Raw genomic sequence first — 24,236 nt, forward strand, 5'->3', positions numbered from 1 at the left:
TGTCTGCTTCCCAGGGGTTCGTCGTGTCTGTGTCGGCGCTTTCCGCCGGCGATTTCGCTAGAACAGCGCCGGCGACCAGCCGAGCATCTGGCCGATGGTCTCCCAGCCCAGGATGGCGTCGATGGACAGGCCGATAAATAGCAGGGAAAGGTAGTTGTTCGAGTAGATGAACAAGCGCATGGGCTTGACCTTGGCGCCGTTCTTGACGCCGATGTGGAGTTTGACGGCGAGGAAGAGGAAGATGCCGCCGGAAATTAGTGCTGCTGCCAGGTAGATCCAGGAAGCGGCTGGGATGATCAGGAAGGTCACGACCAGGGTGCCGATGGTGTACCAGACAATCTGGCGGGTGACTTCCTGCTCGCTGGCAACGACCGGAAGCATTGGTACGCCAGCCTTGCGGTAGTCCTCCTTGTACTTCATGGCCAGCGCCCAAGTGTGTGGCGGGGTCCAGAAGAAGATGATGAGGAACAACACGATGGCCTGCCACCACTTGTCCGGCTCCCCTGCCGGGGCGTTGTCGCGAATAACTGCCCAGCCCACCATGGCGGGCATACAACCGGCTAGGCCGCCCCAAACGATGTTTTGGGAGTTACGCATCTTCAAGAACTTCGTGTAGACGAAGACATAGAAGAAGTTGGTCAGCAGCACGAAGAATGCTGCCAGCCAGGAATTGGCGATAACGCCCAGCCAGAAAATGGAAAGCGCCAGCATGATCCACGCGAAGATGGTGGCGTTCTTTTTAGAGATGCTGTGGCGGACCAGCGGGCGGGCGCGGGTGCGTTGCATTTTCTGGTCGATTTCGTAGTCGACCACGTTGTTGAAGGTGTGCGCGGCAGCCGCACCCATCCAGCCGCCGAAGATGGTGGAGATAATCAGCCAGATGTTGTCAGTGACTGCCTCCACACCACGCTGTGCCTGGAGCATTGCCGGAATTGCGGCGACGAGGAGGAGCTCAATGATCCTCGGCTTCGTAAGCGCAAAATAGGCTTTGATGGTCTCCAAGGACGATTCCTCCGTTTTACGAGCACGATTAGGTGTCTTTACTTGAGCTGTAACGCCTGGCCACGCGAGCTAGCGTTACGCCCTAAGCAACTAGTCGCATAGGGGCCCTTAAAAGTTCCCAGGGTGACCTAATTAATTGTCACTGCGACAAAAGCTAACCATGCCAGCCTACAGTTTCGGCGCGTGTTTGAATAATCTCCCGCCGCATACGAAAAAGCCACTAGACTGATGGAGTCAAGTTACTCCGAAAGACGTAAGTGAGGCTTTCCACAGTGTCGCAAAGCAAGTTGTCCCCAGAACTTCAGGCTATGACTGAGCGCCGCTATCCTTCTGACTGGACTGACACCGACACCCGTGCTGTGGACACCGTCCGCGTGCTGGCTGCCGATGCCGTCCAGAAGTGCGGCTCCGGCCACCCGGGTACGGCTATGTCCCTCGCACCGCTGGCATACACCCTGTACCAGCGCGTTCTCAACCATGATCCGGCTGACGTGAACTGGGCAGGTCGCGACCGCTTTGTTCTCTCCGTTGGTCACTCCTCGCTGACCCAGTACATCCAGCTCTACCTGGGTGGCTTCGGTCTGGAGATGGAAGACCTGGAGGCGCTGCGTACCTGGGAGTCCAAGACCCCAGGCCACCCGGAGGTCAACCACACCAAGGGTGTGGAAATCACCACCGGCCCGCTCGGCCAGGGCCTAGCATCCTCTGTCGGTATGGCGATGGCTGCCCGCAAGGAGCGCGGCCTGCTGGACCCGGACGCTGCTCCAGGTGAGTCGCCTTTCGACCACTACATCTACGTCATCGCTTCCGACGGCGACCTGCAGGAGGGTGTCACCTCTGAGGCGTCCTCCCTGGCAGGTACCCAGCAGCTGGGCAACCTCATTGTCTTCTGGGATGACAACCGCATCTCCATCGAAGATGACACCAACATTGCCTTCAACGAAGACGTCGTTGCTCGCTACGAGGCTTATGGCTGGCACACCCAGACCGTCGATTCCGGCGAAGACGTCGTGGCCATTGAAGAGGCCGTGAAGAACGCACAGGCTGAAACCGGCCGTCCTTCCTTCATTCGTGTCAAGACCGTCATTGGCTACCCGGCACCAAACAAGATGAACACCGGCGGTGTCCACGGTGCCGCGCTTGGCGATGAAGAAGTCGCAGCCACCAAGGAAATCCTCGGCTTCGATCCGGAGCAGCACTTCCACATCGACGACGAGGTCATCGCACACACCCGCAAGCTGGTCGACCGCGGTGCGGACAAGCACGCCGAATGGCAAAAGAAGTTCGACGCCTGGGCAGAGAAGAACTCCGAGGCTAAGGAGCTCTTCGATCGTCTGCAGGCTCGTGAACTGCCAGAGAACTTCGCTGCTGAACTGCCAACCTGGGATGCCGGCGAGTCGATTGCTACCCGTAAGGCATCGTCTGCTGCTATCCAGGCACTGGCTGCTACCCTGCCAGAGCTGTGGGGCGGTTCTGCGGACCTGGCTGGTTCCAACAACACCGTGATCAACGGTGCGGACTCCTTCGGTCCGGAATCGATTACCACCGGCGAGTGGAACGCACAGCCTTATGGCCGCAACCTGCACTTCGGTATTCGCGAGCACGCCATGTCCGCCATCATGAACGGTGTGGCTCTGCACGGTAATACCCGTGTCTACGGCGGTACCTTCCTCATCTTCTCCGAGTACCAGTACCCGGCAGTTCGCCTGGGTGCGCTGATGGGTACCGATACCTACTACGTCTGGACCCACGACTCCATTGGTCTGGGCGAGGACGGCCCGACCCACCAGCCGGTCGAGACCCTGACCGCTCTGCGCGCCATTCCGAACCTGTCGGTCATCCGCCCGGCAGATGCTAACGAGACCGCACAGGCCTGGGCTGCTGCACTCGAGTACCAGGCTGGCCCGAAGGGCATTGCCCTGTCGCGTCAGAACCTGCCAGTGCTGGAAGGCACCAAGGAGAAGGCAGCCGAGGGCGTTCGCCGTGGCGCTTACACCCTAGTTGAGTCTTCTGCGGAGACCCCAGAGGTCATTCTGCTGGCTACCGGTTCTGAGGTCCAGATTGCTGTCGATGCCGCTGCAGAGCTCGAGAAGGCTGGTACCCCAACCCGCGTGGTATCCGCACCGTGCCTCGAGTGGTTCGACGAGCAGGATGCTGACTACCGCGAGTCCGTGCTGCCTTCTGCCGTGACCGCCCGCGTCTCCGTCGAGGCTGGCCTGGCGATGCCGTGGTACAAGTACACCGGCAGCTACGGTCGCAACATCTCCCTGGAGCACTACGGTGCCTCCGCTCCGGCAGAAGAGCTCTTCGAGCGCTTCGGCTTTACTGTCGATGCCGTCGTCAACGCCGCTCAGGAATCCCTGGCGGAGTCCAAGTAAGAAGCTTTGGGCAGAAAGGACAATCCCATGAGCACTATTGATGATCTCGCCCAACTGGGCACCGCAACCTGGCTCGACGACCTGTCTCGCCAGCGCCTCGAGTCCGGCAACTTAGAAGAAATCATCGACTCCAAGTCGATTGTTGGTGTGACCACCAACCCAGCTATCTTCGCCACCGCCATGTCGCAGGGCACTGCTTACGATGCAGACATCGCTAAGCTGCGCGATGCCGGAGCCGATGTCGATTCCGCCGTGTACTCCCTGGCTATCGACGATGTGCGCAACGCCTGTGACCTCTTTGCTGAGGTCTACACCTCCACGCAGGGCCGCGATGGCCGCGTGTCCATCGAGGTCGACCCACGCATCTCCGATGATGCAGATGCGACCTTGAAGCAGGCACGCGAGCTGTGGCAGCAGGTCGACCGCCCGAATCTGCTGATTAAGATTCCGGCAACCACCGGTTCCCTGCCGGCTATCACCGATGCCCTGGCAGAAGGCATCTCGGTCAATGTCACCCTGATTTTCTCCGTGGAGCGCTACGCCGAGGTCATCGACGCCTTCAAGGAAGGTGTGCGCCGTGCCGAGGACAACGGCCTCGATGTGCGTTCTATTCACTCCGTAGCGTCCTTCTTCGTTTCCCGCCTGGATACCGAAGTAGACAAGCGCCTGGAGGCCATCGGGTCTGATGAGGCACTCGCACTGCGTGGCGAGGCTGGTGTGGCTAACGCACAGCGTGCGTACGCACTGTTCCAGAAGGAGCTGGCTGAGGCCGAGGACGTGCCGCAGGGCACCAACCCGCAGCGTCCACTGTGGGCATCGACTGGCGTGAAGAACCCGGATTACCCGGCAACGCTCTACGTCAGCGAGCTGGCTGGTCCGGACACCGTCAACACCATGCCGGAGTCCACCATCGATGCAGTGCTGGAGTCTGACTCCCTGCACGGCGATACCCTGAGCAACTCTGCTGATGAAGCCAATGAAACCTTCGCCGCACTGGAGAAGGTCGGCATTGATTTCCCGGATGTGTTCGCACAGCTGGAACGCGAAGGTGTCGATAAATTCGTCGCTGCCTGGGAGGAACTGCTCGAATCTATGGCTGCTCGCCTCAAGTAGTCAGGTTTTGCCGCCAAAACCAATGAGCAACGGATAGAATAATGCGCTGAACGACGTTAAGTGGAACCCGCGAAAGGACTTTCCATGGAACAAACCAGCGCATGGCGCAATCCGTTGCGCAACCCGAAGGACAAGCGACTCCCGCGAATCGCAGGTCCTTCGGGCATGGTGATCTTTGGTGTCACCGGCGACCTCGCCCGGAAGAAACTGCTTCCGGCTATTTACGATCTCGCTAACCGCGGATTGCTGCCTGCTGGTTTTACCCTCGTTGGCTACGGCCGCCGTGACTGGGACAAAGCCCAGTTCGGCGAGTACGTCAAAGAGGCAGTCCAGCAGCGCGCCCGAACCAAGTTCAACGAGCATGTCTGGCAGCACCTTGCCCAAGGCATTGAGTTCGTCGAAGGTGCCTTCGACGACGCCGGCTTTGATCACCTCTCTGCCCGCCTGCAGGAACTCGATACTGCACGCGGTACCGGTGGCAACTGGGCTTACTACCTGTCTGTGCCACCGGAGTTCTTCTCTAACATCTGCCACCAGCTCGAGCGCGTCGGCATGGCAGCAAGTGATGAAGAAGCCTGGCGCCGTGTGATCATCGAAAAGCCTTTTGGCCACGACCAGAAGTCCGCACACGAGCTCAACGAGATCGTCAACGCGGTCTTCCCGGAGTCTTCGGTCTTTCGTATCGACCACTACCTGGGCAAAGAGACCGTGCAAAACATCATGGCGCTGCGCTTTGCCAACCAGATTTTTGAGCCGATGTGGAACGCGCACTACATCGACCACGTGCAGATCACCATGGCCGAAGATATCGGCCTGGGCGGTCGCGCCGGTTACTACGACGGCATTGGCGCTGCCCGCGACGTTATCCAGAACCACCTGCTGCAGCTACTCGCCCTAGTCGCCATGGAAGAGCCATCTTCCTTCGAACCAGCAGCGCTGCAGGCAGAAAAGATTAAGGTCCTGCGCGCCACGCACCCGATGCATCCACTGGGCAAGACCACCGCGCGTGGCCAGTACTCTGCTGGCTGGCAGGGCTCTCAATACGTCAAGGGCTTGCGCGAGGAAGAGGGCTTCGATCCCGAATCCACCACGGAAACCTACGCGGCCTGCACTCTCGAGGTGAACTCTCGTCGTTGGGGCGGCGTGCCTTTCTACCTGCGTACCGGCAAGCGCCTGGGCCGCCGCGTGACCGAGATTGCCCTGGTCTTCAAAGCGGCACCGCACCAGCCTCTCGATGGTGGCCAGACCGATGATCTCGGCCAAAATGCCGTTGTTATCCGCGTCCAGCCCGATGAAGGCGTGACCATGCGCTTTGGTTCTAAGGTTCCAGGTTCCACCATGGAAGTCCGCGACGTGAACATGGACTTCGCTTATGCGCAGGCCTTCAACGAAGAATCCCCTGAGGCCTATGAGCGCCTCATTCTCGATGCGTTGCTGGATGAGTCCTCGCTCTTCCCCACTAACGAAGAAGTTGAGCTGTCCTGGGAAATCCTGGACCCGATTATTGAGTACTGGGCCAAGAGCGGCCAGCCGGAAAAATACGCCGCTGGTACTTGGGGTCCTGAGTCCGCCGACAAGATGCTGCGCCGCCGGGGCCATACCTGGCGCCGCCCATAGACTGCGAGGAGCTTGCCAATGATTATCCCTTTGGAGAATACGACCACGCGTCACATCGCAGCGCAGCTGATTGAGGCGCAGGAGCACTACACCCTGACCACTGGTCGCGTGCTCACCCTCATCGTCATGGCGCATGCCGACGAGAACCTGGAGTCCCTGCTCGACGCTGTGCGTGATGCCTCCCACGAGCACCCTTCGCGTTTGCTGGTGGTGCGCTCTGGTGATCCGGAAGAAGAAACCCGCCTGGATGCCGAACTCCGTGTCGGTGGCGAAGCTGGCGCTTCCGAGATGGTCGTGATGCATCTGCACGGCGACCTCACTGACCATGCCGAGGCTGTAGTCACGCCACTGCTGTTGCCAGATACCCCTATCGTTGCGTGGTGGCCTTCCAAGTGCCCACCGGCACCAGCACAGCACCCCATTGGCGTTATCGCTCAGCGCCGCATCACCAATATCGCTGCCGATGGCCACATCACCCCGCAAGACCTGCAGAAGCTTTCTGAAGGCTACGCACCTGGCGATTCCGATATGACGTGGGCTGCGTTGACCTTGTGGCGCGGTGTTGTTGCCTCCGCGCTGGATCGCCCACCGCATGAGCCAGTGGAGTCCGTGGAAATCACCGCTCCGGAAGGCAACCCGGCTGCTGACTTTGCCGCCGGTTGGCTTCTCGATGCCCTGGCTGTTCCCGTCGTCCGGCGTACCGAACCGGCAGCTGACGACGAAGCCTTCCCGATCACGAGCCTGCGTTTCCACCGCGCCGATTCTTACGTCGAAGTTGCTGTGGTTGATAAGTCCACCCTGCGCGTACAGGTACCTGGTTCACCGGAATCCTTGGTGTCGTTGAGCAAGCGTTCGCAGGCGGAAATCCTGTCTGAAGAGCTGCGTCACCTCGACGCGGATAAAACCTATGCCCATGCTCTCCGTGCATTGGACCGCGTGGGCTACAGTGAGTAGCTAGCGCCCCTACATTCGACCTTCGTTTAAGGACTGATTACTCCACTATGGTGACCGTTCATCGCCACCGCGACCTCGACGAACTTGTCTCGGCTGCCGCAACTCGCTTTTTAGAAACCGTAGCCGGAATTCAGGCTTCTGGCGGCGGCGTCCACGGCGACGGTGTGGCCCGCGTCGTACTCACCGGCGGCACCGCTGGTATCGCGACCCTGCGTGAGCTCGCACGCCTCGACTTCGCCGCCGAACAGCAGGGTGAGGACTTCCCTGCCCTGCGCATCGACTGGTCGCGTGTCCACGTCTTTTTCGGTGATGAGCGCAACGTTCCGATCTCTGACCCGGATTCCAACGAAGGCCAAGCCAAAGAGGCACTGCTGGATCGCGTTGCCGTCCCGCCGCGCAACATCCATGGTTTCGACCTGGGTGCGGTCTCCATGGAGGCAGCTGCCGACGCCTACGGCCCAGAAATCAAGGACTTTGCTCCCAAAGGCTTCGACATTCACTTACTCGGCATGGGCGGTGAAGGCCACATTAACTCGCTGTTCCCACACAGCGAAGCTACCGCCGAACAAGAAAAGCTTGCCGTCCCGGTGCACGATTCCCCGAAGCCACCATCAGAGCGCATCACCTTGACCTTCCCCGCCATCGCACGCGCAGAACGTGTCTGGCTGCTAGTCTCCGGCGAGGAAAAGGCCACTGCCGTCTCACACGTCGTCGAAGGTGCCCCCGCCGAGGAATGGCCTGCTGCCGGCGCCCAGGGCAAGCAGGAAACCCTGCTCTTTGTCACCGAGGATGCTGCTTCCGAGACCTAAAGCGCACATAGCTAAAGCGCCTTCCCTGCTCACGATGAGCACTGGGAAGGCGCTTTAAAAGTTTTGGCTGCTTAGGCCGCGTAAGCCTGAATCAGGTTCAGGCCGATGATGCAGGCCAGCCAAATGATTACCATCACGATGGTGACGCGGTCCAGGTTCTTCTCCACGACGGTCGAGCCGGACAGGTTCGACTGCACGCCGCCACCGAAGAGGCTGGACAGGCCACCGCCCTTGCCCTTGTGCAGCAGCACGAAGATGGACATCAGCACAGCGGCGATCACCAAGATGATTTCTAGGGCCAAGACCATAGTTTAGGATTCCTCGCTTAAAGCAATTACTACAGCGCTAGCTAGCGCCTGGTTCTTCGTGCAACTCTACAACACCGGTCGGGGGCTATCTAATTGCACCCCGCCGGTGCGTTGTAGAAAATTCTTATACTGCGTTGGCAGCGTTCGCAGCCAGCTTGGCGAAGTCCTCGCCCACCAAGGAAGCGCCACCAATCAGGCCGCCATCGACGTCCGGCTTGGAGACGATCTCGGCCACGGAGTCGATCTTGACCGAACCACCGTAGAGGATGCGGATGTTGTCGGCGGTTTCGTCGTCGGCAAGCTCGCGCACCAGGTCGCGGATGGCTGCACATACTTCCTGTGCATCGTCAGCAGAAGCAACCTTGCCAGTGCCGATAGCCCAGACCGGCTCATAGGCGATGACGACGTTGCTCAGCTGCTCAGCGCTCAAGTCAGCCAGGGAGTCACGAGTCTGGTTGACCACGTAGTCCACGTGGGTGCCCTTCTCACGGACATCGAGAGGCTCGCCCACGCACACGATTGGCTTGATGCCGTTCTCCAGCGCAGCAGCGGCCTTTTCAGCAACGACCTGGTCGGTCTCACCGTGGTAGTCGCGACGCTCGGAGTGGCCAACGATAACCCAGTCGCAGCCCAGCTTGGACAGCATCTTGCCGGAGATATCACCGGTGTATGCGCCGGATTCGTACTGGGAGATGTCCTGAGCACCGTAGGTGACCTTCAGCTGATCGCCATTGACCAAGGTCTGGATGGTGCGCAGGTCAGTAAACGGAACCAGGTAGGCAACGTCGACCTTCTCGTAGTATTCCTTCGGTAATGCGAAGGTGAACTTCTGCACGGAACCGATGGCCTCGATGTGGTCGAGGTTCATCTTCCAGTTACCAGCAATAAGCGGAGTACGAGCCATAATATCTTCCTTCTTTAGGTGTAGAGTGCTCTAGGATTCCAGAACGGATACGCCCGGCAGTTCCTTGCCCTCAAGGTACTCGAGGGAGGCGCCGCCGCCAGTGGAGATGTGGCTGAAGCCATCCTCATCCAGGCCCAGCAGGCGCACAGATGCAGCAGAATCGCCGCCGCCGACCACGGTAAACGAGTCATTGTTGGCGGTGGCATCGATGATTGCCTGTGCCACGCCCTCGGTGCCCTTGGAGAATGCTTCCATCTCGAAGACACCCATCGGGCCGTTCCAGAACACGGTCTTGGACTCAGCGATGATGTCAGCGAATTTCTTCACGGACTCCGGTCCGATGTCCAGGGACATCCAGCCTTCCGGAATGCCGTCGAGCTCCACGACCTTGTTCTCAGCATCTGCCTTGAACTCGGTTGCAGCAATCAGATCAACCGGGAGGACAATCTTATCGCCGAAGCGCTCCAGCAGCTCCTTGCAGTTATCGATCTGGTCTTCCTGCAGCAGGGAGCCTTGCACGTTGTAGCCCTGTGCAGCCAGCAGGGTGTAGCACATGCCGCCGCCGATGATGACCTTGTCGGCCTTGCCAGCCAGAGCCTCAATCACAGCGAGCTTGTCAGAGACCTTGGCGCCGCCAAGCACCACCACGTACGGGTTCTTCGGGGTCTTAGCCACAGTGGAAAGAACTTCCAGCTCGTTCTGGACCAGCTTGCCAGCGTAGGCCGGCAGACGCTTCGCAACGTCGTACACGGAAGCCTGTGCACGGTGAACAACGCCGAAGCCGTCGGAGACGAAAGCACCGTTGTCAGCAGCCAGGGCGACCAGCTCGTCAGCGAATGCGCCGCGCTCTGCCTCATCCTTGGAGGTCTCACGAGCGTCGTAGCGAACGTTTTCAATCAGCATGACATCGCCATCGTTGAGGCCGTTGGCACGCTCGTGTGCGTCCTCACCGGTAACGTCGGTAGCCAGTGCCACGTACTGGTCAAGTGCCTCAGACAGAGCCTCCGCAACCGGTGCGAGGGAGAACTTCGGGTTGGCCTCGCCCTTCGGGCGGCCCAGGTGCGCAGACAGGATAACCTTTGCACCACCGTCTACCAGAGCCTTAATGGTTGGCAGGGAGGCGTTGATACGGCCCGGGTCAGTGATGTTGCCCTCGTCGTCGAGGGGCACGTTGAAGTCGGAACGGACCAGGATGTGGCGGGATTCCACACCCTCTGCGAGCAGGTCATCCAAAGTCTTAAACGTCATTGTCATCTCCTTAGTTGTAGTTCCACTAAAAACAATACCGACCTTGCGGAAATGCGGTGGCACATCCACAAGGTCGGCAGTAAAGCTCCTGAGTTCTTACAGGGTGCTAGGAAAGTTTTTACAGCGCTTCAGCGACCTGGTTGGTCAGACGCAGCAGCTGGCAGGTGTAGCCCCACTCGTTGTCGTACCAACCCAGAACCTTGACCAAGTTGCCATTGGATACCTTGGTCATACCGGAGTCGAAGATAACGCCGTGGCCATCGGTGATGATGTCGGTGGAGACAATCGGGTCTTCGGTGTAGCCCAGGGTGTCACCGAACTCGCCGGTGGAGGCTTCCTTGATTGCTTCGTTGATTTCCTCAACGGTCACGTCGCGGGAAGCGGTGAAGGTCAGGTCAGTAGCGGAGCCGGTAATGGTCGGAACGCGCATTGCGTAGCCGTCCAGCTTGCCTTCCAGGTGCGGCAGCACCAGGGCAACTGCCTTAGCAGCGCCGGTGGAGGTCGGAACCATGTTCACTGCAGCAGCACGTGCACGACGCAGGTCCTTGTGCGGTGCGTCCTGGATGCGCTGGTCACCGGTGTAGGCGTGGATGGTGGTCATCAGACCCTTTTCGATGCCGAACTTCTCATCCAGAACCTTGGCCATCGGAGCCAGGCAGTTGGTGGTGCAGGATGCAGCGGAGATGACGTCGTGCTCATCCGGGTTGTAGTCCTCGGAGTTCACGCCGTAGACGAAAGTAGCGTCAACTTCCTTGCCCGGTGCGGAGATGATGACCTTCTTAGCGCCACCTTCGATGTGGCCCTTTGCGTCTGCACCCTTGGTGAACTTACCGGTGGACTCGATGACGATGTCCACGTTGTTCTCGCCCCAGTTGATGTCCTTAGGCTCGTGCTCAGCGGTCACCTCGACGCGGTGGCCGTTGACCGTCAGGGAGTGGTCGTCGTGGGTGATTTCACCGTCGAAGCGGCCCAGCACGGAGTCGTACTTGAGCAGGTTTGCCAGGGTCTCGTTGTCGGTGAGGTCATTAACCGCAACGATCTCCAGGTCATTGTCGCTCTGCGCAACGGCGCGGAAGAAGTTACGTCCGATACGACCGAAGCCGTTAATACCAACACGAATGGTCACTGTGGTTGCTCCTCAGTTAATAGAGTAAAAGGCGTGTAGGTGCGAAGTAAGCGGGAATATGCCGTGTGGCAGCTCCTTCGCTTGAACCAACAAGGTTGATACTACCCCCGAATTGCTGAGCCTGCAGCGCTCAATGAGCTAGCCAGATCACAAACTCTTCCAAACACACTGCGGAAGAGTATAATTTATAGCCCTAATTTTAAACGGAATATAAAACGCCCAGCACCCGCCCGCTTCTTTCCGTTTATGTGGGAATATTTCCGCATATATGGGATCAATCACAGTCGGACAAAAGCGGACCCTGTACCGGACTTCTACCAGTACAGGGCCTCCACCGAGAGCAGTTAGTCTCGTTCTCCTTTAGGACTCGTCGAAGAGTTCTTCCGTAATCGAGTCGTTGGTATCGGGCACACCCAGTTCTTCGGCGCGCTTGTCCGCCATCGACAGCAAGCGACGGATACGGCCTGCAACGGCGTCCTTGGTCATCGGTGGGTCAGCCAGACGGCCGAGCTCCTCCAGGGAAGCTTCGCGATGTTGGACGCGCAGACGACCAGCATCAGCCAGATGCTCTGGGACATCGTCGCCAAGAATCTCCATGGCGCGTTCCACACGTGCTGCCGCGGTGACAGCTGCGCGAGCAGAACGACGCAGGTTGGCGTCATCAAAGTTATCCAGGCGCTTCTCGGTTGCCCGGGCCTCACGCTTGACGCGCTTCTTCTCCCACGACAGGCGGGTTACCTGCGCACCCAGGCGAGTCAGCAGCGCGCCAATGGCATCGCCATCACGGATGACCACGCGGTCAGCACCACGGGTTTCCTTGGTCTTAGCGGAAATGCCCAGGCGGCGTGCACAGCCCACCAAAGCCAGGGCGGCCTCCGGACAGGGGCAGGTTACTTCCAATGCAGAAGAACGACCCGGCTCAGTCAGCGTGCCTTGAGCCAGGAAAGCACCGCGCCAGGCGGCTTCGTTATCAGCGATATCGCCGGAAATAACCTGCGGTGGCAAACCGACCACGGCGTGGCCGGAACGGGTAATCAGGCCGAGGCGACGAGTTAGTTCCTTAGCGCCGTCGTTGATGCGTACCTGCAGGCGGGACTTCTTCGACGCTGCGGCCGGACCCACGGAGTGAATGGTGGCTTCAATGCCGTAGAGCTCTTCAATGGCATCGACGAGACGCTGCGCGATGGCTTCATTGTCGACCTCGACCTCATAGGCCATCTGGTCGCCGTGAACCTGCAGTTCACCAGCGAAACGCAGCATCGCTGCTACCTCTGCAGCGCGGGCACTTTGCCGGGTAACTGGAACGCTGGTTAGTTCCTCCTTGACCAAGTCGGTCAACGATGACTGCACCATTCGGCCCCTTTCTGTTGTACCTTCGCTGCCAAAGCTATTGCGGCTCATAGTCTAGCGCGCGCTGTCAGTTGCGTGGAACTCGCTGTAGATATCCAAAAAGACCTGGGACAACTTATCCGGGTCATGCTTTTCTAACGTGCCGCCCTGGCCATCGCACATCGCCACACGATTGAACACGACCTGCGCGCCCAAAGAATCAGCAGCACGCTGCAGGTATTGCCGCTCCGAACCTTCTGGCAAGGTATCGGAGTCAACCAGGATGTAATCGACCTTGAGTCCCGGGGCATGCTGTGCCAACACGTGGACGTGACGCTCTGCGGAAAAACCGGGGGTCTCCCCTGGCTCAGCAGTCAGGTTTAAAACGACGACGCACAGTGCGTCGGATTCGTTAATGGCATCGACGACCTGCGGCACGAGCACGTGCGGCAGCACGGAGCTAAACCACGAGCCCGGGCCAATGGTGATGATGTCCGCCTTCTCCAGGGCTGCGATGGCTTCTGGATTGGCATCGGGCTTGTCCGGAATCAGGCGCACGCGACGGACCTGGCCCGGCGTTGACGCAACGGCTACTTGGCCGCGCACAGGACGCATGACGCACGGGTCTTCGTCGAGGCCAGCAACCTCAGCTTCAATATCCAAAGCCTGGTTGGCTGCGGGAAGCACTCGACCATAAGACCGGGTCAGGCGCGCGATCGTATCGAGGGCTTCCTGCGGGCTTTCGAGGATCTCCGTCAACGCCACGATGAGTAGGTTGCCCAGCGCGTGGCCGGCCATTGCACCAGTGCCGCCGAAGCGATGCTGCAGGGTTGCTGCCCACAGATCTCCGTCGGCATCGTCACGCGACAACGCTGCCAAGGCCATACGCAGGTCACCGGGAGGAATAATGTCTAGCTCGCGGCGCAGACGACCGGAAGAGCCTCCGTCATCGGCAACGGTCACAATGGCAGAGATGTCTTCTGGCTCGCACTGCCGTGCAGCTAAGAGGGTCTGGTAAAGACCATGGCCACCGCCTAGGCAGGCCATGTGTTGGGGTTTATTCATTATGTACTGAATATCTCCTTCTAAAGCCGACTAGTCGCGGTGGAAATCTCGATGCAGGGTGTTGACGTCTAAGTCCGTGTTCTCCCGCAAACGGCGGGCAAGTTCTTCCGACACGGCCACTGAGCGGTGATGACCGCCAGTACACCCAATTCCTACGGTGATGAAGTTTTTACCCTCGTGGCGATAGCCTTCCAGCATCGTGCCCAACAACGTTTGGAAACTAGTGATGAATTCTTCTGCTGCTGGTTGGCTCAGCACATAATCGGCCACCGGCGCATCCGTGCCACGGTAGGCACGCAGTTCCGGAATCCAATAAGGGTTAGGGAGAAAACGCACGTCCATAACCACGTCAGCATCGCGCGGAATGCCGTGTTTGAAGCCGAAAGACTCAATGGTCACATGCTGCGCATCGTGCTGCATGCTGCCAAAGGATGCCTCGATGGCACGCCGTAGGTCGTGAATCGACAGGTTGGTTGTATCAATAATGATGTCGGCCTTGCTGCGCATATTGGCAATGGCAGCACGCTCTCGCTGGATGCCCATTTTGAGGCTATCGCCTGCTTGTAGCGGATGTGTGCGGCGAACGGAATCGAAGCGACGAATCAACACATCATCGCGGGCGTCCAGGAAGAGCACGGTTGGCTCAAGTTCGGTACCTTTAAGCTCCGCGACGATCTCTTCGACAGAGCCAGGGAACATGCGTGAACGCACATCAGTTACAGCCGCCACCTTGGTGACTGGGCTATCGTCCTGATTGCAGGAGGAAAACAGCTCAACGATGCTGCGTGGCGGGATGTTGTGCGCTACGTAGTAGCCTTTGTCCTCCAGCACTTTCGCCGCTGAGCTCAATCCGCCACCGGACATGCCGGTCAGCAGGATGGGCGGGGTTTCGAGGTGCGTCATGACGGCCATTCTAGCCCGCCCGGGCTACCGGTGTCAGTGCGGTAGGTCTCAGGAAGAAGACTCGGTGTGCAGGTGGTCGTAGACCGTCTGCGCCAACTTCGGACCAAAGCCTTTGACCTCGGCAATCTCGTCCACATCGGCTTCTTTCAGCTTCTTCACAGAGCCGAAATGTTTCACCAAATCGGTACGTCGCTGTGGTCCCAAACCAGGCACTGCATCGAGCGCGGAAGAACGCATCCTCTTCGAGCGCTGCTGCCGGTGATAGTTAATGGCAAAGCGGTGTGCTTCGTCGCGGATCTGCTGCAGCAAGAACAGCGCTTGGGAGTTACGCGGCAAGATGACCGGTTCATCATCACCCGGTACCCAGATTTCCTCCAAGCGCTTCGCTAGCCCCACCAGGGTGACATCGACGATGCCAAGCTCATCGAAGACTTCCTGTGCGGCAGCAACCTGCGGTGCACCACCATCAACGATGAAGAGCTGCGGTGGATAAGCAAAGCGGCGGCCGGCTTCGCTGGCTTCCTCGGAGACCTGTTCGTCTTGGAAGGTCGACTCCTCGACTTCCTCATCCGGGTTCGCCAGTTTGTCTTCATTGTGGCGGCGGAAACGACGGCGCGTGATCTCGGCAATGGAGCCGACGTCATCGGAGCGCCCCTCGCCTGCTGCTTCCTTGATGCGGTAGCGGCGGTAATCCGCCTTGCGGGGCAGCCCGTCTTCGAAGACCACCAGCGATGCCACCACGTCGGTACCCTGGATGTGCGAGATATCTGTACATTCGATACGCAGTGGCGCCTGGTCCATGCCCAGGGCGTCCTGGATATCCTGCAGTGCAGCCGAACGCGCAGTCAGGTCGCCTACACGCTTGAGCTTGTGCTGTCGCAGATGTTCTTTGGCGTTGCGCTCCACTGTCTCCATCAGTGCGCGCTTGTCGCCGCGCTGCGGCACGCGCAGGTCCACCTGTGCCCCTCGCAGCTCCCCTAGCAGCTCAGTGACTTCGGAAAGTTCCTCTGGCAGCTGCTGAACCAGAATCTCTCGCGGAACGACGCGGACCTTGCGTTCTTCGGCATGGGATTCCTGATCCACACCGCGCCGCGGGACATCCGCTTGGATGGCTGCATCCTCCGCAGCTTCCTGGTTCGCGCGCTCGACGGCATCGGAATAGAACTGAATGAGGAAGTTCTGCACCAACGCAGGCAGTGCCGGGTCGGGCTGTCCTTCTTCCCATTCGCTCTCCGTAGCTTGGTCGCCGACCTTCTCCACGACCCAACCGCGCTGGCCGCGGATACGACCCTCGCGGACATGGAAGATTTGGACTGCTGCTTCCAGTTCATCAGTGGAAAAGGCAATCAGGTCGGCATCGGTGCCATCGGAAAGCACGACCGACTGCTGCTCCATAATCTTGTGGATGGCTTCCAAGTCATCGCGCAGTCGCGCAGCGCGCTCGAACTCGAGGTTCTCGGATGCCTCTTCCATCTCCTTGGTCAGCTTGCGCGTAACCGGAGCCGTCTTGCCGTTCATAAAAGAAATCAGCGAATTAACCGTCTCGCGGTGTTCTTCAGTGCTTACCCGACCAATACAGGGTGCATCGCATTTGCCGATATAACCCAGCAAGCAAGGACGTCCCAGCGCAGTATGACGGTTGTACACACCCTTCGAGCAGGTGCGCATGGGAAATACCCGGGTAAGCAGATCGAGGGTCTCGCGCACTGCCCAGGCATGCGAGTAGGGGCCAAAATAGCGCACGCCCTTGCGGCGCGGACCGCGGTAGAAGAACGCACGCGGGACGGTCTCCCCGACCGAGACTGCGAGCATGGGGTAGGTCTTATCGTCGCGGTATTTGACGTTAAAGCGCGGGTCAAAACGCTTAATCCAGGTGTACTCCAGCTGCAGGGCTTCGACCTCGCTGGCCACCACGGTCCACTCGACGTGGGCTGCCGTCAGCACCATCTGCCGGGTGCGCGGGTGCAGCTGGGTGATGTCCTGGAAGTAGTTCGACAACCGCGCCCGCAGGTTTTTGGCTTTGCCTACGTAGATGACGCGGGAGTTTTCATCCCGAAATTTATAAACACCCGGTTCCGTAGGGATAGTCCCTGGAGCCGGGCGATATGTGGTCGGATCTGCCATTAGTCCTGTTAGTCCTCCGGCATGTAGCGCGCCTCAAGCTTGCGGAACTCGCGGACGGCGTCAATCGCCTTTTCCTTGTCACCCGACTGGATGGCCCAGATAGGCACGTACTCGAACTCCGGCAGCTCCAGACGAGCCATGCGCGCACCCTCAGGGAAGGACAGGCCGTAAATCACGAACCACGGGTAAAAGCGCGTGCCGATGATGTTGCGGATTTCCACGCCATCTTCATTCGCGCGCAGACGCGGACGGTTCAGCGCAATCCACGACAGAATCGACACGACTACACCCACGCCCGGGAATGCAAACTTATCGATGCCCGTCACAGACGCACCGGTGAACTCAATATCCAGGGTGATGCCCATGAAGATATGGATGATCATCACCAAGATGACCCAGCCAATGGCAATATTGCGCAGGAACTTCGACGATAGTTCCATTTCCCATGGCTTCTCAGAAGTCATGGCGAAGGGATCCGCGCTGGTGTAGGCCAGCATTTCCGCTTCGCTGAGCGTTCGCTTCTGCCCTGGGGTTGAGTTACTCATTTCAGAAAATCCTTCTTTTCTGCGCGCGGGTGTTAACTAGGCCAGTGTACGCAATTTCACGGCAGTATCTAAAGCCGCGATCATGGCCTCAGCACCCTTGTCTTCCACCGAGCCCTCAAAGCCCGCGCGATCGATGGCCTGCTGCTCATCGTTCACGGTCAGCACACCATTAGCCACCGGGGTGGACTCATCCAAAGCGATGCGGGTAAGCCCCTGAGTCACCGAGTCGCAGACGTAGTCAAAGTGCGGGGTGCCACCGCGGATAACGCAGCCAAGTGCCACCACCGCGTCGTACTTGCGGGCAGCTGCCTGGACTACCACTGGCAGTTCCAGTGCGCCGACGACGCGGACGTCCTTGACCTCAGCACCGCACTGCTGGGCGGTGTCGATGGCGCGCTGGTGGAGCTGGTCGCAGATCTTTTCATTCCAGGTGGCGGTCACCACGGCGACTGCCAGCCCAGCGGCATCGACGGTCTCAATCTGGGGCAGGCCTTCTTTGCTCATGATGTGCTCCTCAGCGTAGGGAATGTTGGGGAAAGTCTACTAGTGCGCCGCGTCCCATTGGGCGACCTGTGGCAGTTCATGGCCCATGCGGTCACGCTTGGTGCGCAGGTAATTGATGTTCTCTGCGTTTGCTTCCACCGGAAGCGGACGATGCTGCGAGGCATCCACGCCGAAACCGGACATACCCTCACCCTTGTGCGGGTTATTCGTCAGCAGCTCGACGGACTTAATGCCCAAATCACGCAAGATTTGTCCCGCCACGGAGTACTCGCGGGCATCCTCAGGCAAGCCCTGTTCCAGGTTGGCATCGACGGTGTCCAGGCCCTCATCCTGTAGGCGATAAGCCTGCAGCTTGTGGATGAGACCGATACCGCGGCCTTCTTGGCCACGCAGGTAAATCACCACACCAGAGCCTTGTTCTTGCACGATGCGCAGGGATTCTTTGAGCTGCTCGCCGCAATCACAGCGCAGCGACCCAAACACATCACCAGTCAAGCACTCCGAGTGGACGCGGACAGGAACGTTTTCTGCACCCTTGAGGTCAGCGACATCGCCAGCCACCAGGGCGACGTGTTCCATGCCGTCGATGATGTGGCGGTAGCCCAGCATGCGGAAATCGCCATACGCAGTCGGCAGGCGGGTTTCCACCTGACGCTGAATCTGCATCTCGTTGTGACGGCGCCACTCGATGAGCTGGTCGATGGAAATCATCGACAAGCCATGCTCATCTGCAAAGCGACGCAGCTCCGGCGAACGAGCCATGTCCGTTGGGTCTTCCTCAGAGACAATCTCACAGAGCACACCGGCCGGGCGCAGGCCAGCCAGGCGAGCTAAGTCAATGGAAGCTTCAGTATGGCCGTCGCGTTCCAAAACGCCACCCGGGCGGGCGCACAGCGGCACCACGTGGCCCGGGCGGGTGAAGTCAGCCTCCGTCGAGGAAGGATTAGCCAAACGACGCATGGTCTCCGCACGCGACGCAGCCGAAATACCAGTCGTACCGGTCGCAGCATCGACGGTCACGGTGTACGCAGTAGAGCGCACATCCTCGTTGATCGCCATCATCGGCGGCAGGTGCAAGCGCTCGCAGTCTTCTGGCAACAGCGGCGTGCAGATATAGCCGGAACTATAGCGCACCATGAACGCCACTAATTCCGGGGTCGCCTTTTCCGCAGCGAAGATGAGGTCACCTTCGTTTTCGCGGTCTTCATTGTCGACGACAACCACGGCTTTACCTGCCGCAATGTCAGCTACAGCCTGCTCGATACTATCGAAGCGAATGGAATCTTCCTGGACGATCATAAATGACTACTCTAGCCTCTCCGGATCCGCTAGTTCACGTGAGGGTTAGTCATCTTCTCGACGTACTTCGCCAGCACATCAACTTCCAGATTGACCTCCTCACCTTCAGCCAACTGACCATGGGTGGTCTCGCGCAGGGTGGCCGGAATCAGCGAGACCTCAAACCAGCCCTTATCCACTGCACTTACCGTCAGCGACGTGCCATTCAACGTGACCGAGCCCTTCTCAACGACGTAGCGGTCCACCGCCTCCGGCAGGCTAAAGCGCAGCACTTCCCAGTTCTCCGACGGCGTGCGCTTAAGCAACTGCACCGTGGCGTCAACGTGGCCTTGGACGATGTGGCCTCCCAGGCGCGTGGTCGGCAGCAGCGCGCGCTCCAGGTTCACCTTGGAACCTTCCTGCAGCTGCGCCAATGCGGTGCGGTTGAGCGATTCCTGCATCACGTCGGCGGCAAAGCTGCCGTCTTGCAGATCCGTCACAGTCAGGCACACACCATTGACTGCGATGGAATCACCCAGTGCCGCATCCGAGGTCACCAGCGGTGCGGCGATACCAATGCGCAGCGAATCCCCGCAGTCTTCGAGCTTGTCGACGACCCCGATTTCCTCAACCAATCCAGTAAACAATCGCTTCCCTACCTCTATCTCAAGGGTTTTCTCTGTCTTAAGACTCTTCTGGCGCGTGCACGTATTCGACTAGGATGTCATCGCCCAACTCGAGCGCACGCACGCGGCGGAACCTGGGGGCATCGTTAAGTGTTTGCGCCAAAGGATGCGCCAGCACCGAACGCCCCTCGCCCAGCAGCACCGGTGCGATATACGCCTGAATGAGATCTACATACCCGGCATTGATAAACGCACTAGCCAATCCGGCTCCACCTTCGACCAGGATGTCGCGGGCACCAGAATCGTAGAGAACACCGAGTGCCTCTTCGATGCTGTGGTACTGCTCAAAGCCTAAGTTCTGCAGATTTTCTGTGGCCGGTCCGGCAGACACATCACGCTTGCCGATGACCACACGACGCGGCTGGGCATCGAAAAGCTCACCGTCAGGACGGCGGGCAGTCAGCGATGGATTATCTGCCAGTGCGGTACCGGTACCAATGACGATTGCATCGCGATGGCTGCGGTCCTGATGCACCCACTCGCGGGCGCGCTCACCGGTGATCCACTTGCTGCTGCCATCTACGGCCGCGGTAAAGCCATCGAGGGTCTGCGCGAACTTCAACGTCACGTGCGGGCGACCCCAACGCAATGCACTCAGCCAGGGAATCAGCGCGTCTTCGACACCGTGCGGTACTTCAAGCTGGGTGACCTCGACCCCTGCTGCGCGCAGGGTGTCTGCTCCACCGGCAGCATCCGGATTCGGATCGGCATGTAAGTAGAAGACGTGCTTGATGCCGGCATCGATAAGCGCTTGCGTACACGGACCGGTATTCCCGGTGTGGTCGCAAGGCTCCAAGGTGACCACTGCGGTGCCACCGCGGGCTGCCTCACCGGCTGCCTGCAGAGCCATGACTTCAGCGTGCGCGCCGCCTACGGGCTGGGTCGCACCGACACCGACGGTCTCGCCTGCGTCGTTGAGAATCACCGCGCCGACCGGCGGGTTGGGGCTGGTGGTACCGCGCACGGCAGCACCGGCAGCCATCGCATCATGGACTGCCTTATCTAGGTTCTGGTTCATAAATCCTTACTTAGTGCGCCAGGGCCTTAGTGGCCAGGGTGCGCAGCTCTTCTACGGCAGCTGCCTTGTCATCCTTGCCAAAGACTGCCGAACCTGCCACGAAGGCATCGCAACCTGCGGCAGCTGATTCTTCAATCGTGGAAGCAGAAATACCACCATCAATTTCGATCAGAGTATCCAGGCCTTGCTCGTCGATAGCCTTGCGCAGGGCGCGGACCTTATCCAGCATGTCCGGCATAAACTTCTGGCCACCAAAGCCCGGCTCCACGGACATCACCAGGGCCAGGTCAAAGTGCTTCAGCTTATCCAACCACGGCTCAATCGGGGTGCCTGGCTTAATGGAAAAGCCAGCGCGCACGCCCATGCCGCGAATCTTTTCGGCCAGGTCAATGGCAGCCTGCTCATCGGCAACTGCTTCGACGTGGAAGATGATGCAGTCTGCACCTGCATCACGGTAGTTTTCTACCCACTTCTCCGGGTTTTCAATCATCAGGTGCACATCGAGTACCTGGTCAGTGACCTTATCGACCGTCTTGGTGATATCCGGGCCAAAAGACAGGTTCGGCACGAAGTGGCCGTCCATGATGTCGACATGGATCCAGTCACCGTTGGCGACCGCACGGACTTCATCACCCAACTTAGAGAAGTCAGCGGCCAGGATGGAAGGAGAAATAATTGGTGCGTGCATAATTGATGATTCTACCCGCTTCTTACCCACTCCTGGTCAAGATTCACTAGACAGCAGGCTTGCGAAGAACAGCGAAGAACATCGCATCGGTGCCATGGCGATGCGGCCACATCTGCACTGATTTCTCGCTACCGACATCACGCATATCCGAAATCAGTGCATGGGCGTCCATCTCTTCGACGTTTAGTTCCTCCAGCGCACGGTCGACGATGCCGCGGGTTTCGCGCAGATCCGGCGAACAGGTGGAATAGACCACCACGCCACCGGGGCGAACCAGGTCCACAGCAGAGTTGAGCAACTCAAACTGCAGTGTGGTCAGCTCCGCGATATCGGATTCCGACTTCCGCCAGCGCGCCTCCGGACGACGACGCAGGGCACCCAGGCCAGAACACGGGGCATCGACCAGAATGCGGTCGAAACCTGCATCCAAACCAGGCTTGCGGCCATCAGCCACGTGCACGGTAACTGGCAGGTCACGCACGGCCTTGTCGATGAGCTCCGCACGGTGCTTGGAGACTTCCACCGCATCCACGGTCGCGCGATCAATCCGTGCCAAAGAGCCCAACAGCGCTGCCTTGCCACCGGGGCCGGCACACAAGTCCAGCCAGCGACCAGTATCGGTACCGTCGACGTCCGCCTCAGCTACCGCACGGGCGATAAGCTGCGAGCCTTCGTCCTGCACACCGGCCAGGCCTTGTTTGATCGGCTCAATATCGGCCGGGTCACCGTGGTCCATGTAGACCGCATAAGGCGAGTACTTACCCTCCTCAAAACCGGTAATCAGCGCTAGTTCTTCAGCGCTAATCTCACCGGGGCGTGCCACCAGGTGCACGATGGGACGCTGCGAATCTGCTTCCAGGGCATCTTCGAGTTCCTCTGGGCCAAGTACCTCCGCAAAAGAACGCGCAATCCACTCCGGGTGCGCATGGCGGAAGGCCAGTGCTGCCAACTCGTCGTCTGGTGCAAGGTCGGCAAACCACTTCTCTACTGACGTACGAGTCACGCTACGCATGATGCCATTGCTAAAGCCTTTAGCCTTTTCCTGACCTGCGGCTTCCACCAGGCGCACCGTGGTATCAACCGCGGCGTGCGGCTCCACGCGGGTATACAGCACCTGGTACACGCCAAGGCGCAGTGCGTCGAGGACCTCCGGGGAGATATCTGCCAGCGGACGCGAGGCACACTTATCGATGACCGCGTCAAGCACCCCTTCAGTACGCAACGCACCGTAGGTAATCTCCGTGGCAAACGCAGCATCCCGACCCTGCAGCTTCTGCTCACGCAGTGCCTTCGGCAAAGTCAGGTTGGCAAATGCATCATCAGAATGCACACGCCGAATCACCGAATAGGCAACCGCACGCGGGACATCGACACCCGCCTTACGGGCTGCCGCAACGAACCCACCTGCGCGATTGCTCCGCTGACCCCGGGCATCATTCCGGGAATCCCGGGCACGGCGGTCACCCGGTCGACCACGCTGTGGGCGGCCATTATCGTCGCGTCGATCGCGGTGATCACGCCGGTTGTTCTTTGGCTTTGGGCCTTCCCACGGCTTCTTGCCCTGCTTGCCGTCGCGCTTGTGGTCCCGGTTGTTCTTATCGCCCGACATGGCCCGGGAACGGAATCCGCCACTCATACAAACCTCACTTCGTTGGCACTATCTCCTAAGCCGCGACCCCAATCAGCGGCATTCATCATCTTCTTCCCCGGTGGTTGAATCCGGGTGACCTGCAGTGGCTCCGTGGCCGTGCCAACAAACACTTCCTTCTTGGTCACGCGCACCTGACCGGGCTCCAGCTGTCCTGCTTGTTCGGCAGCATTGGCATCGACAGGCTTAGCCTCGCCGACTTTGAGGCGATTGTCCTCCCAGGTCGTCCAGGCACCTGGGCCCGGGTTGTGGGCGCGGATGTGACGGTCGACGGCGAAGGCAGGCTTGGACCAATCAATCTGTGCATCGGCAGTGCTAATTTTTGGCGCGTAGCTGGCCTCACCTTGTTGTTCCTTCGGAACGATGGCGCCAGATTCAAGGCCGTCCATCGTTGCGCGCAGCAAGTCCGCGCCGGTATACGCCAGGCGGGTCAGCAGGTCGTCGGCGTTGTCGCTGGCCTGGATTTCTTCGGTGACCGTGCCCAGTACCGGGCCGGTATCTAAGCCCTTATCGATGCGGAAGGTAGAAGCGCCAGTGATGTCATCGCCAGCGGCAATAGCAGCTTGCACCGGTGCAGCACCGCGCCACTGCGGTAGCAAGGAAAAGTGCAGGTTCACCCACCCGTGGGTGGGCACATCCAGGAGATCTTCGGTAATCAAGTTGCCATAAGCAACCACCGGGATGGCATCGGGCTTAAGTTCTTCCAAGCGCTTTCGCAGCTCCTGGCCATCCTCAGTATCAGGGCGCAGGCTCGTCGGCGTAACCACCTCAATGTCGTGTTCTTGGGCCAAGGCCTTCACCGGGCTCGGATGCAACGTACGTCCACGGCCCTTGCGGGCATCAGGGCGGGTAATGACTGCCACGACCTCGTGGTCGGATTCCAGCAGCTTTTCTAAAGCCACCACAGCAGGTTCCGGGGTTCCGGCAAAAATTAGGCGCATTGCAGGCTTCTCCTCTAATGAATTCTATGTAGGTTCTCTATCGAGTCC

At 59.4% G+C, this 24,236-nt stretch carries 21 protein-coding genes and 1 pseudogene; 5 read left to right on the forward strand and 17 right to left on the reverse strand.

Annotation, left to right across the window (positions count from 1 at the left end; all coding sequences use genetic code 11):
• Window positions 1-57: 57 nt before the first annotated feature.
• Window positions 58-1,032 (reverse strand): annotated as a pseudogene (locus tag UL81_RS06160) (heme o synthase); the annotation flags it as partial.
• A 278-nt stretch (window positions 1,033-1,310) separates the two neighbouring features.
• Here UL81_RS06160 and tkt point away from each other — a divergent pair.
• The 5 genes from tkt (at window position 1,311) to pgl (ending at window position 7,873) form a co-directional block, all read left to right on the forward strand.
• Window positions 1,311-3,380: a transketolase gene (tkt, locus tag UL81_RS06165; protein ID WP_179944080.1), complete on the forward strand. Its 2,070-nt coding sequence runs from the start codon at window positions 1,311-1,313 to the stop codon at window positions 3,378-3,380.
• 27 nt (window positions 3,381-3,407) lie between these two features.
• Window positions 3,408-4,493 (forward strand): transaldolase, encoded by a 1,086-nt coding sequence (tal, locus tag UL81_RS06170; protein WP_046453393.1) that lies wholly within the window; start codon window positions 3,408-3,410, stop codon window positions 4,491-4,493.
• Between the two features lie 84 nt (window positions 4,494-4,577).
• Window positions 4,578-6,110: a glucose-6-phosphate dehydrogenase gene (gene zwf / locus UL81_RS06175; protein ID WP_035104697.1), complete on the forward strand. Its 1,533-nt coding sequence runs from the start codon at window positions 4,578-4,580 to the stop codon at window positions 6,108-6,110.
• Window positions 6,111-6,128: 18 nt separating this feature from the next.
• Entirely contained in the window at window positions 6,129-7,064 is a 936-nt protein-coding gene (locus tag UL81_RS06180; RefSeq protein ID WP_035104698.1) for a glucose-6-phosphate dehydrogenase assembly protein OpcA, read from the forward strand.
• A 47-nt stretch (window positions 7,065-7,111) separates the two neighbouring features.
• The gene (pgl, locus tag UL81_RS06185) at window positions 7,112-7,873 is read left to right on the forward strand and encodes a 6-phosphogluconolactonase (RefSeq protein ID WP_046453394.1); all 762 of its coding nucleotides are present in this window, start codon (window positions 7,112-7,114) and stop codon (window positions 7,871-7,873) included.
• A 71-nt stretch (window positions 7,874-7,944) separates the two neighbouring features.
• Here the strand turns inward: pgl and secG are convergent, their stop codons facing one another.
• The 16 genes from secG to fmt form a co-directional block, all read right to left on the reverse strand.
• A complete protein-coding gene (gene secG, locus UL81_RS06190; RefSeq protein ID WP_035104700.1) occupies window positions 7,945-8,181 on the reverse strand; it encodes a preprotein translocase subunit SecG in 237 nt (78 codons plus the stop codon).
• 124 nt (window positions 8,182-8,305) lie between these two features.
• Window positions 8,306-9,085, reverse strand: coding sequence for a triose-phosphate isomerase (tpiA, locus tag UL81_RS06195; RefSeq protein WP_035104702.1), 780 nt, complete (start codon window positions 9,083-9,085; stop codon window positions 8,306-8,308).
• 30 nt (window positions 9,086-9,115) lie between these two features.
• A complete protein-coding gene (locus tag UL81_RS06200; protein WP_035104705.1) occupies window positions 9,116-10,333 on the reverse strand; it encodes a phosphoglycerate kinase in 1,218 nt (405 codons plus the stop codon).
• 118 nt (window positions 10,334-10,451) lie between these two features.
• Window positions 10,452-11,459, reverse strand: a complete 1,008-nt coding sequence (gene gap / locus UL81_RS06205; protein ID WP_035104707.1) for a type I glyceraldehyde-3-phosphate dehydrogenase — start codon at window positions 11,457-11,459, stop codon at window positions 10,452-10,454.
• 360 nt (window positions 11,460-11,819) lie between these two features.
• Window positions 11,820-12,812, reverse strand: a complete 993-nt coding sequence (gene whiA / locus UL81_RS06210) for a DNA-binding protein WhiA (RefSeq protein WP_035104709.1) — start codon at window positions 12,810-12,812, stop codon at window positions 11,820-11,822.
• Between the two features lie 51 nt (window positions 12,813-12,863).
• On the reverse strand, window positions 12,864-13,853 hold the full coding sequence (locus UL81_RS06215; protein WP_035104712.1) for a gluconeogenesis factor YvcK family protein: 990 nt from the start codon (window positions 13,851-13,853) through the stop codon (window positions 12,864-12,866).
• Between the two features lie 30 nt (window positions 13,854-13,883).
• Window positions 13,884-14,765 (reverse strand): RNase adapter RapZ, encoded by an 882-nt coding sequence (gene rapZ, locus UL81_RS06220; RefSeq protein WP_035104714.1) that lies wholly within the window; start codon window positions 14,763-14,765, stop codon window positions 13,884-13,886.
• Between the two features lie 39 nt (window positions 14,766-14,804).
• On the reverse strand, window positions 14,805-16,880 hold the full coding sequence (gene uvrC, locus UL81_RS06225; RefSeq protein ID WP_035104716.1) for an excinuclease ABC subunit UvrC: 2,076 nt from the start codon (window positions 16,878-16,880) through the stop codon (window positions 14,805-14,807).
• A gap of 8 nt (window positions 16,881-16,888) precedes the next feature.
• Entirely contained in the window at window positions 16,889-17,425 is a 537-nt protein-coding gene (locus UL81_RS06230; RefSeq protein WP_035104717.1) for a PH domain-containing protein, read from the reverse strand.
• 36 nt (window positions 17,426-17,461) lie between these two features.
• On the reverse strand, window positions 17,462-17,929 hold the full coding sequence (gene ribH, locus UL81_RS06235) for a 6,7-dimethyl-8-ribityllumazine synthase (RefSeq protein ID WP_046453395.1): 468 nt from the start codon (window positions 17,927-17,929) through the stop codon (window positions 17,462-17,464).
• A 39-nt stretch (window positions 17,930-17,968) separates the two neighbouring features.
• Entirely contained in the window at window positions 17,969-19,228 is a 1,260-nt protein-coding gene (locus tag UL81_RS06240; protein WP_035104719.1) for a bifunctional 3,4-dihydroxy-2-butanone-4-phosphate synthase/GTP cyclohydrolase II, read from the reverse strand.
• 29 nt (window positions 19,229-19,257) lie between these two features.
• Window positions 19,258-19,854 (reverse strand): riboflavin synthase, encoded by a 597-nt coding sequence (locus UL81_RS06245; protein ID WP_035104720.1) that lies wholly within the window; start codon window positions 19,852-19,854, stop codon window positions 19,258-19,260.
• A gap of 37 nt (window positions 19,855-19,891) precedes the next feature.
• Window positions 19,892-20,911: a bifunctional diaminohydroxyphosphoribosylaminopyrimidine deaminase/5-amino-6-(5-phosphoribosylamino)uracil reductase RibD gene (ribD, locus tag UL81_RS06250; RefSeq protein ID WP_035104721.1), complete on the reverse strand. Its 1,020-nt coding sequence runs from the start codon at window positions 20,909-20,911 to the stop codon at window positions 19,892-19,894.
• Between the two features lie 10 nt (window positions 20,912-20,921).
• Window positions 20,922-21,599, reverse strand: a complete 678-nt coding sequence (gene rpe / locus UL81_RS06255) for a ribulose-phosphate 3-epimerase (RefSeq protein ID WP_035104723.1) — start codon at window positions 21,597-21,599, stop codon at window positions 20,922-20,924.
• A gap of 46 nt (window positions 21,600-21,645) precedes the next feature.
• On the reverse strand, window positions 21,646-23,235 hold the full coding sequence (locus UL81_RS06260; protein ID WP_035104725.1) for an RsmB/NOP family class I SAM-dependent RNA methyltransferase: 1,590 nt from the start codon (window positions 23,233-23,235) through the stop codon (window positions 21,646-21,648).
• Window positions 23,232-24,188, reverse strand: a complete 957-nt coding sequence (fmt, locus tag UL81_RS06265; protein WP_046453396.1) for a methionyl-tRNA formyltransferase — start codon at window positions 24,186-24,188, stop codon at window positions 23,232-23,234. Before fmt ends, UL81_RS06260 begins: the two co-directional genes overlap by 4 nt.
• Between the last annotated feature and the right edge of the window lie 48 nt (window positions 24,189-24,236).

This window comes from Corynebacterium camporealensis (genome assembly GCF_000980815.1).
In the GTDB taxonomy this organism is placed as follows: domain Bacteria; phylum Actinomycetota; class Actinomycetes; order Mycobacteriales; family Mycobacteriaceae; genus Corynebacterium; species Corynebacterium camporealense.

Excerpts from the sequence above, each read along its gene's own strand:
- UL81_RS06260 (WP_035104725.1), bottom strand. The coding sequence starts at position 23,235 with ATGAGTGGCGGATTCCGTTCCCGGGCCATGTCGGGCGATAAGAACAAC.
- UL81_RS06180 (WP_035104698.1), top strand. The coding sequence starts at position 6,129 with ATGATTATCCCTTTGGAGAATACGACCACGCGTCACATCGCAGCGCAG.
- tal (WP_046453393.1), top strand. The coding sequence starts at position 3,408 with ATGAGCACTATTGATGATCTCGCCCAACTGGGCACCGCAACCTGGCTC.
- UL81_RS06215 (WP_035104712.1), bottom strand. The coding sequence starts at position 13,853 with ATGAATAAACCCCAACACATGGCCTGCCTAGGCGGTGGCCATGGTCTT.
- uvrC (WP_035104716.1), bottom strand. The coding sequence starts at position 16,880 with ATGGCAGATCCGACCACATATCGCCCGGCTCCAGGGACTATCCCTACG.
- fmt (WP_046453396.1), bottom strand. The coding sequence starts at position 24,188 with ATGCGCCTAATTTTTGCCGGAACCCCGGAACCTGCTGTGGTGGCTTTA.
- UL81_RS06200 (WP_035104705.1), bottom strand. The coding sequence starts at position 10,333 with ATGACGTTTAAGACTTTGGATGACCTGCTCGCAGAGGGTGTGGAATCC.
- ribD (WP_035104721.1), bottom strand. The coding sequence starts at position 20,911 with ATGAACCAGAACCTAGATAAGGCAGTCCATGATGCGATGGCTGCCGGT.
- ribH (WP_046453395.1), bottom strand. The coding sequence starts at position 17,929 with ATGAGCAAAGAAGGCCTGCCCCAGATTGAGACCGTCGATGCCGCTGGG.
- rpe (WP_035104723.1), bottom strand. The coding sequence starts at position 21,599 with ATGCACGCACCAATTATTTCTCCTTCCATCCTGGCCGCTGACTTCTCT.
- UL81_RS06240 (WP_035104719.1), bottom strand. The coding sequence starts at position 19,228 with ATGATCGTCCAGGAAGATTCCATTCGCTTCGATAGTATCGAGCAGGCT.
- UL81_RS06230 (WP_035104717.1), bottom strand. The coding sequence starts at position 17,425 with ATGAGTAACTCAACCCCAGGGCAGAAGCGAACGCTCAGCGAAGCGGAA.
- pgl (WP_046453394.1), top strand. The coding sequence starts at position 7,112 with ATGGTGACCGTTCATCGCCACCGCGACCTCGACGAACTTGTCTCGGCT.
- whiA (WP_035104709.1), bottom strand. The coding sequence starts at position 12,812 with ATGGTGCAGTCATCGTTGACCGACTTGGTCAAGGAGGAACTAACCAGC.
- zwf (WP_035104697.1), top strand. The coding sequence starts at position 4,578 with ATGGAACAAACCAGCGCATGGCGCAATCCGTTGCGCAACCCGAAGGAC.
- tkt (WP_179944080.1), top strand. The coding sequence starts at position 1,311 with ATGACTGAGCGCCGCTATCCTTCTGACTGGACTGACACCGACACCCGT.
- secG (WP_035104700.1), bottom strand. The coding sequence starts at position 8,181 with ATGGTCTTGGCCCTAGAAATCATCTTGGTGATCGCCGCTGTGCTGATG.
- rapZ (WP_035104714.1), bottom strand. The coding sequence starts at position 14,765 with ATGGCCGTCATGACGCACCTCGAAACCCCGCCCATCCTGCTGACCGGC.
- tpiA (WP_035104702.1), bottom strand. The coding sequence starts at position 9,085 with ATGGCTCGTACTCCGCTTATTGCTGGTAACTGGAAGATGAACCTCGAC.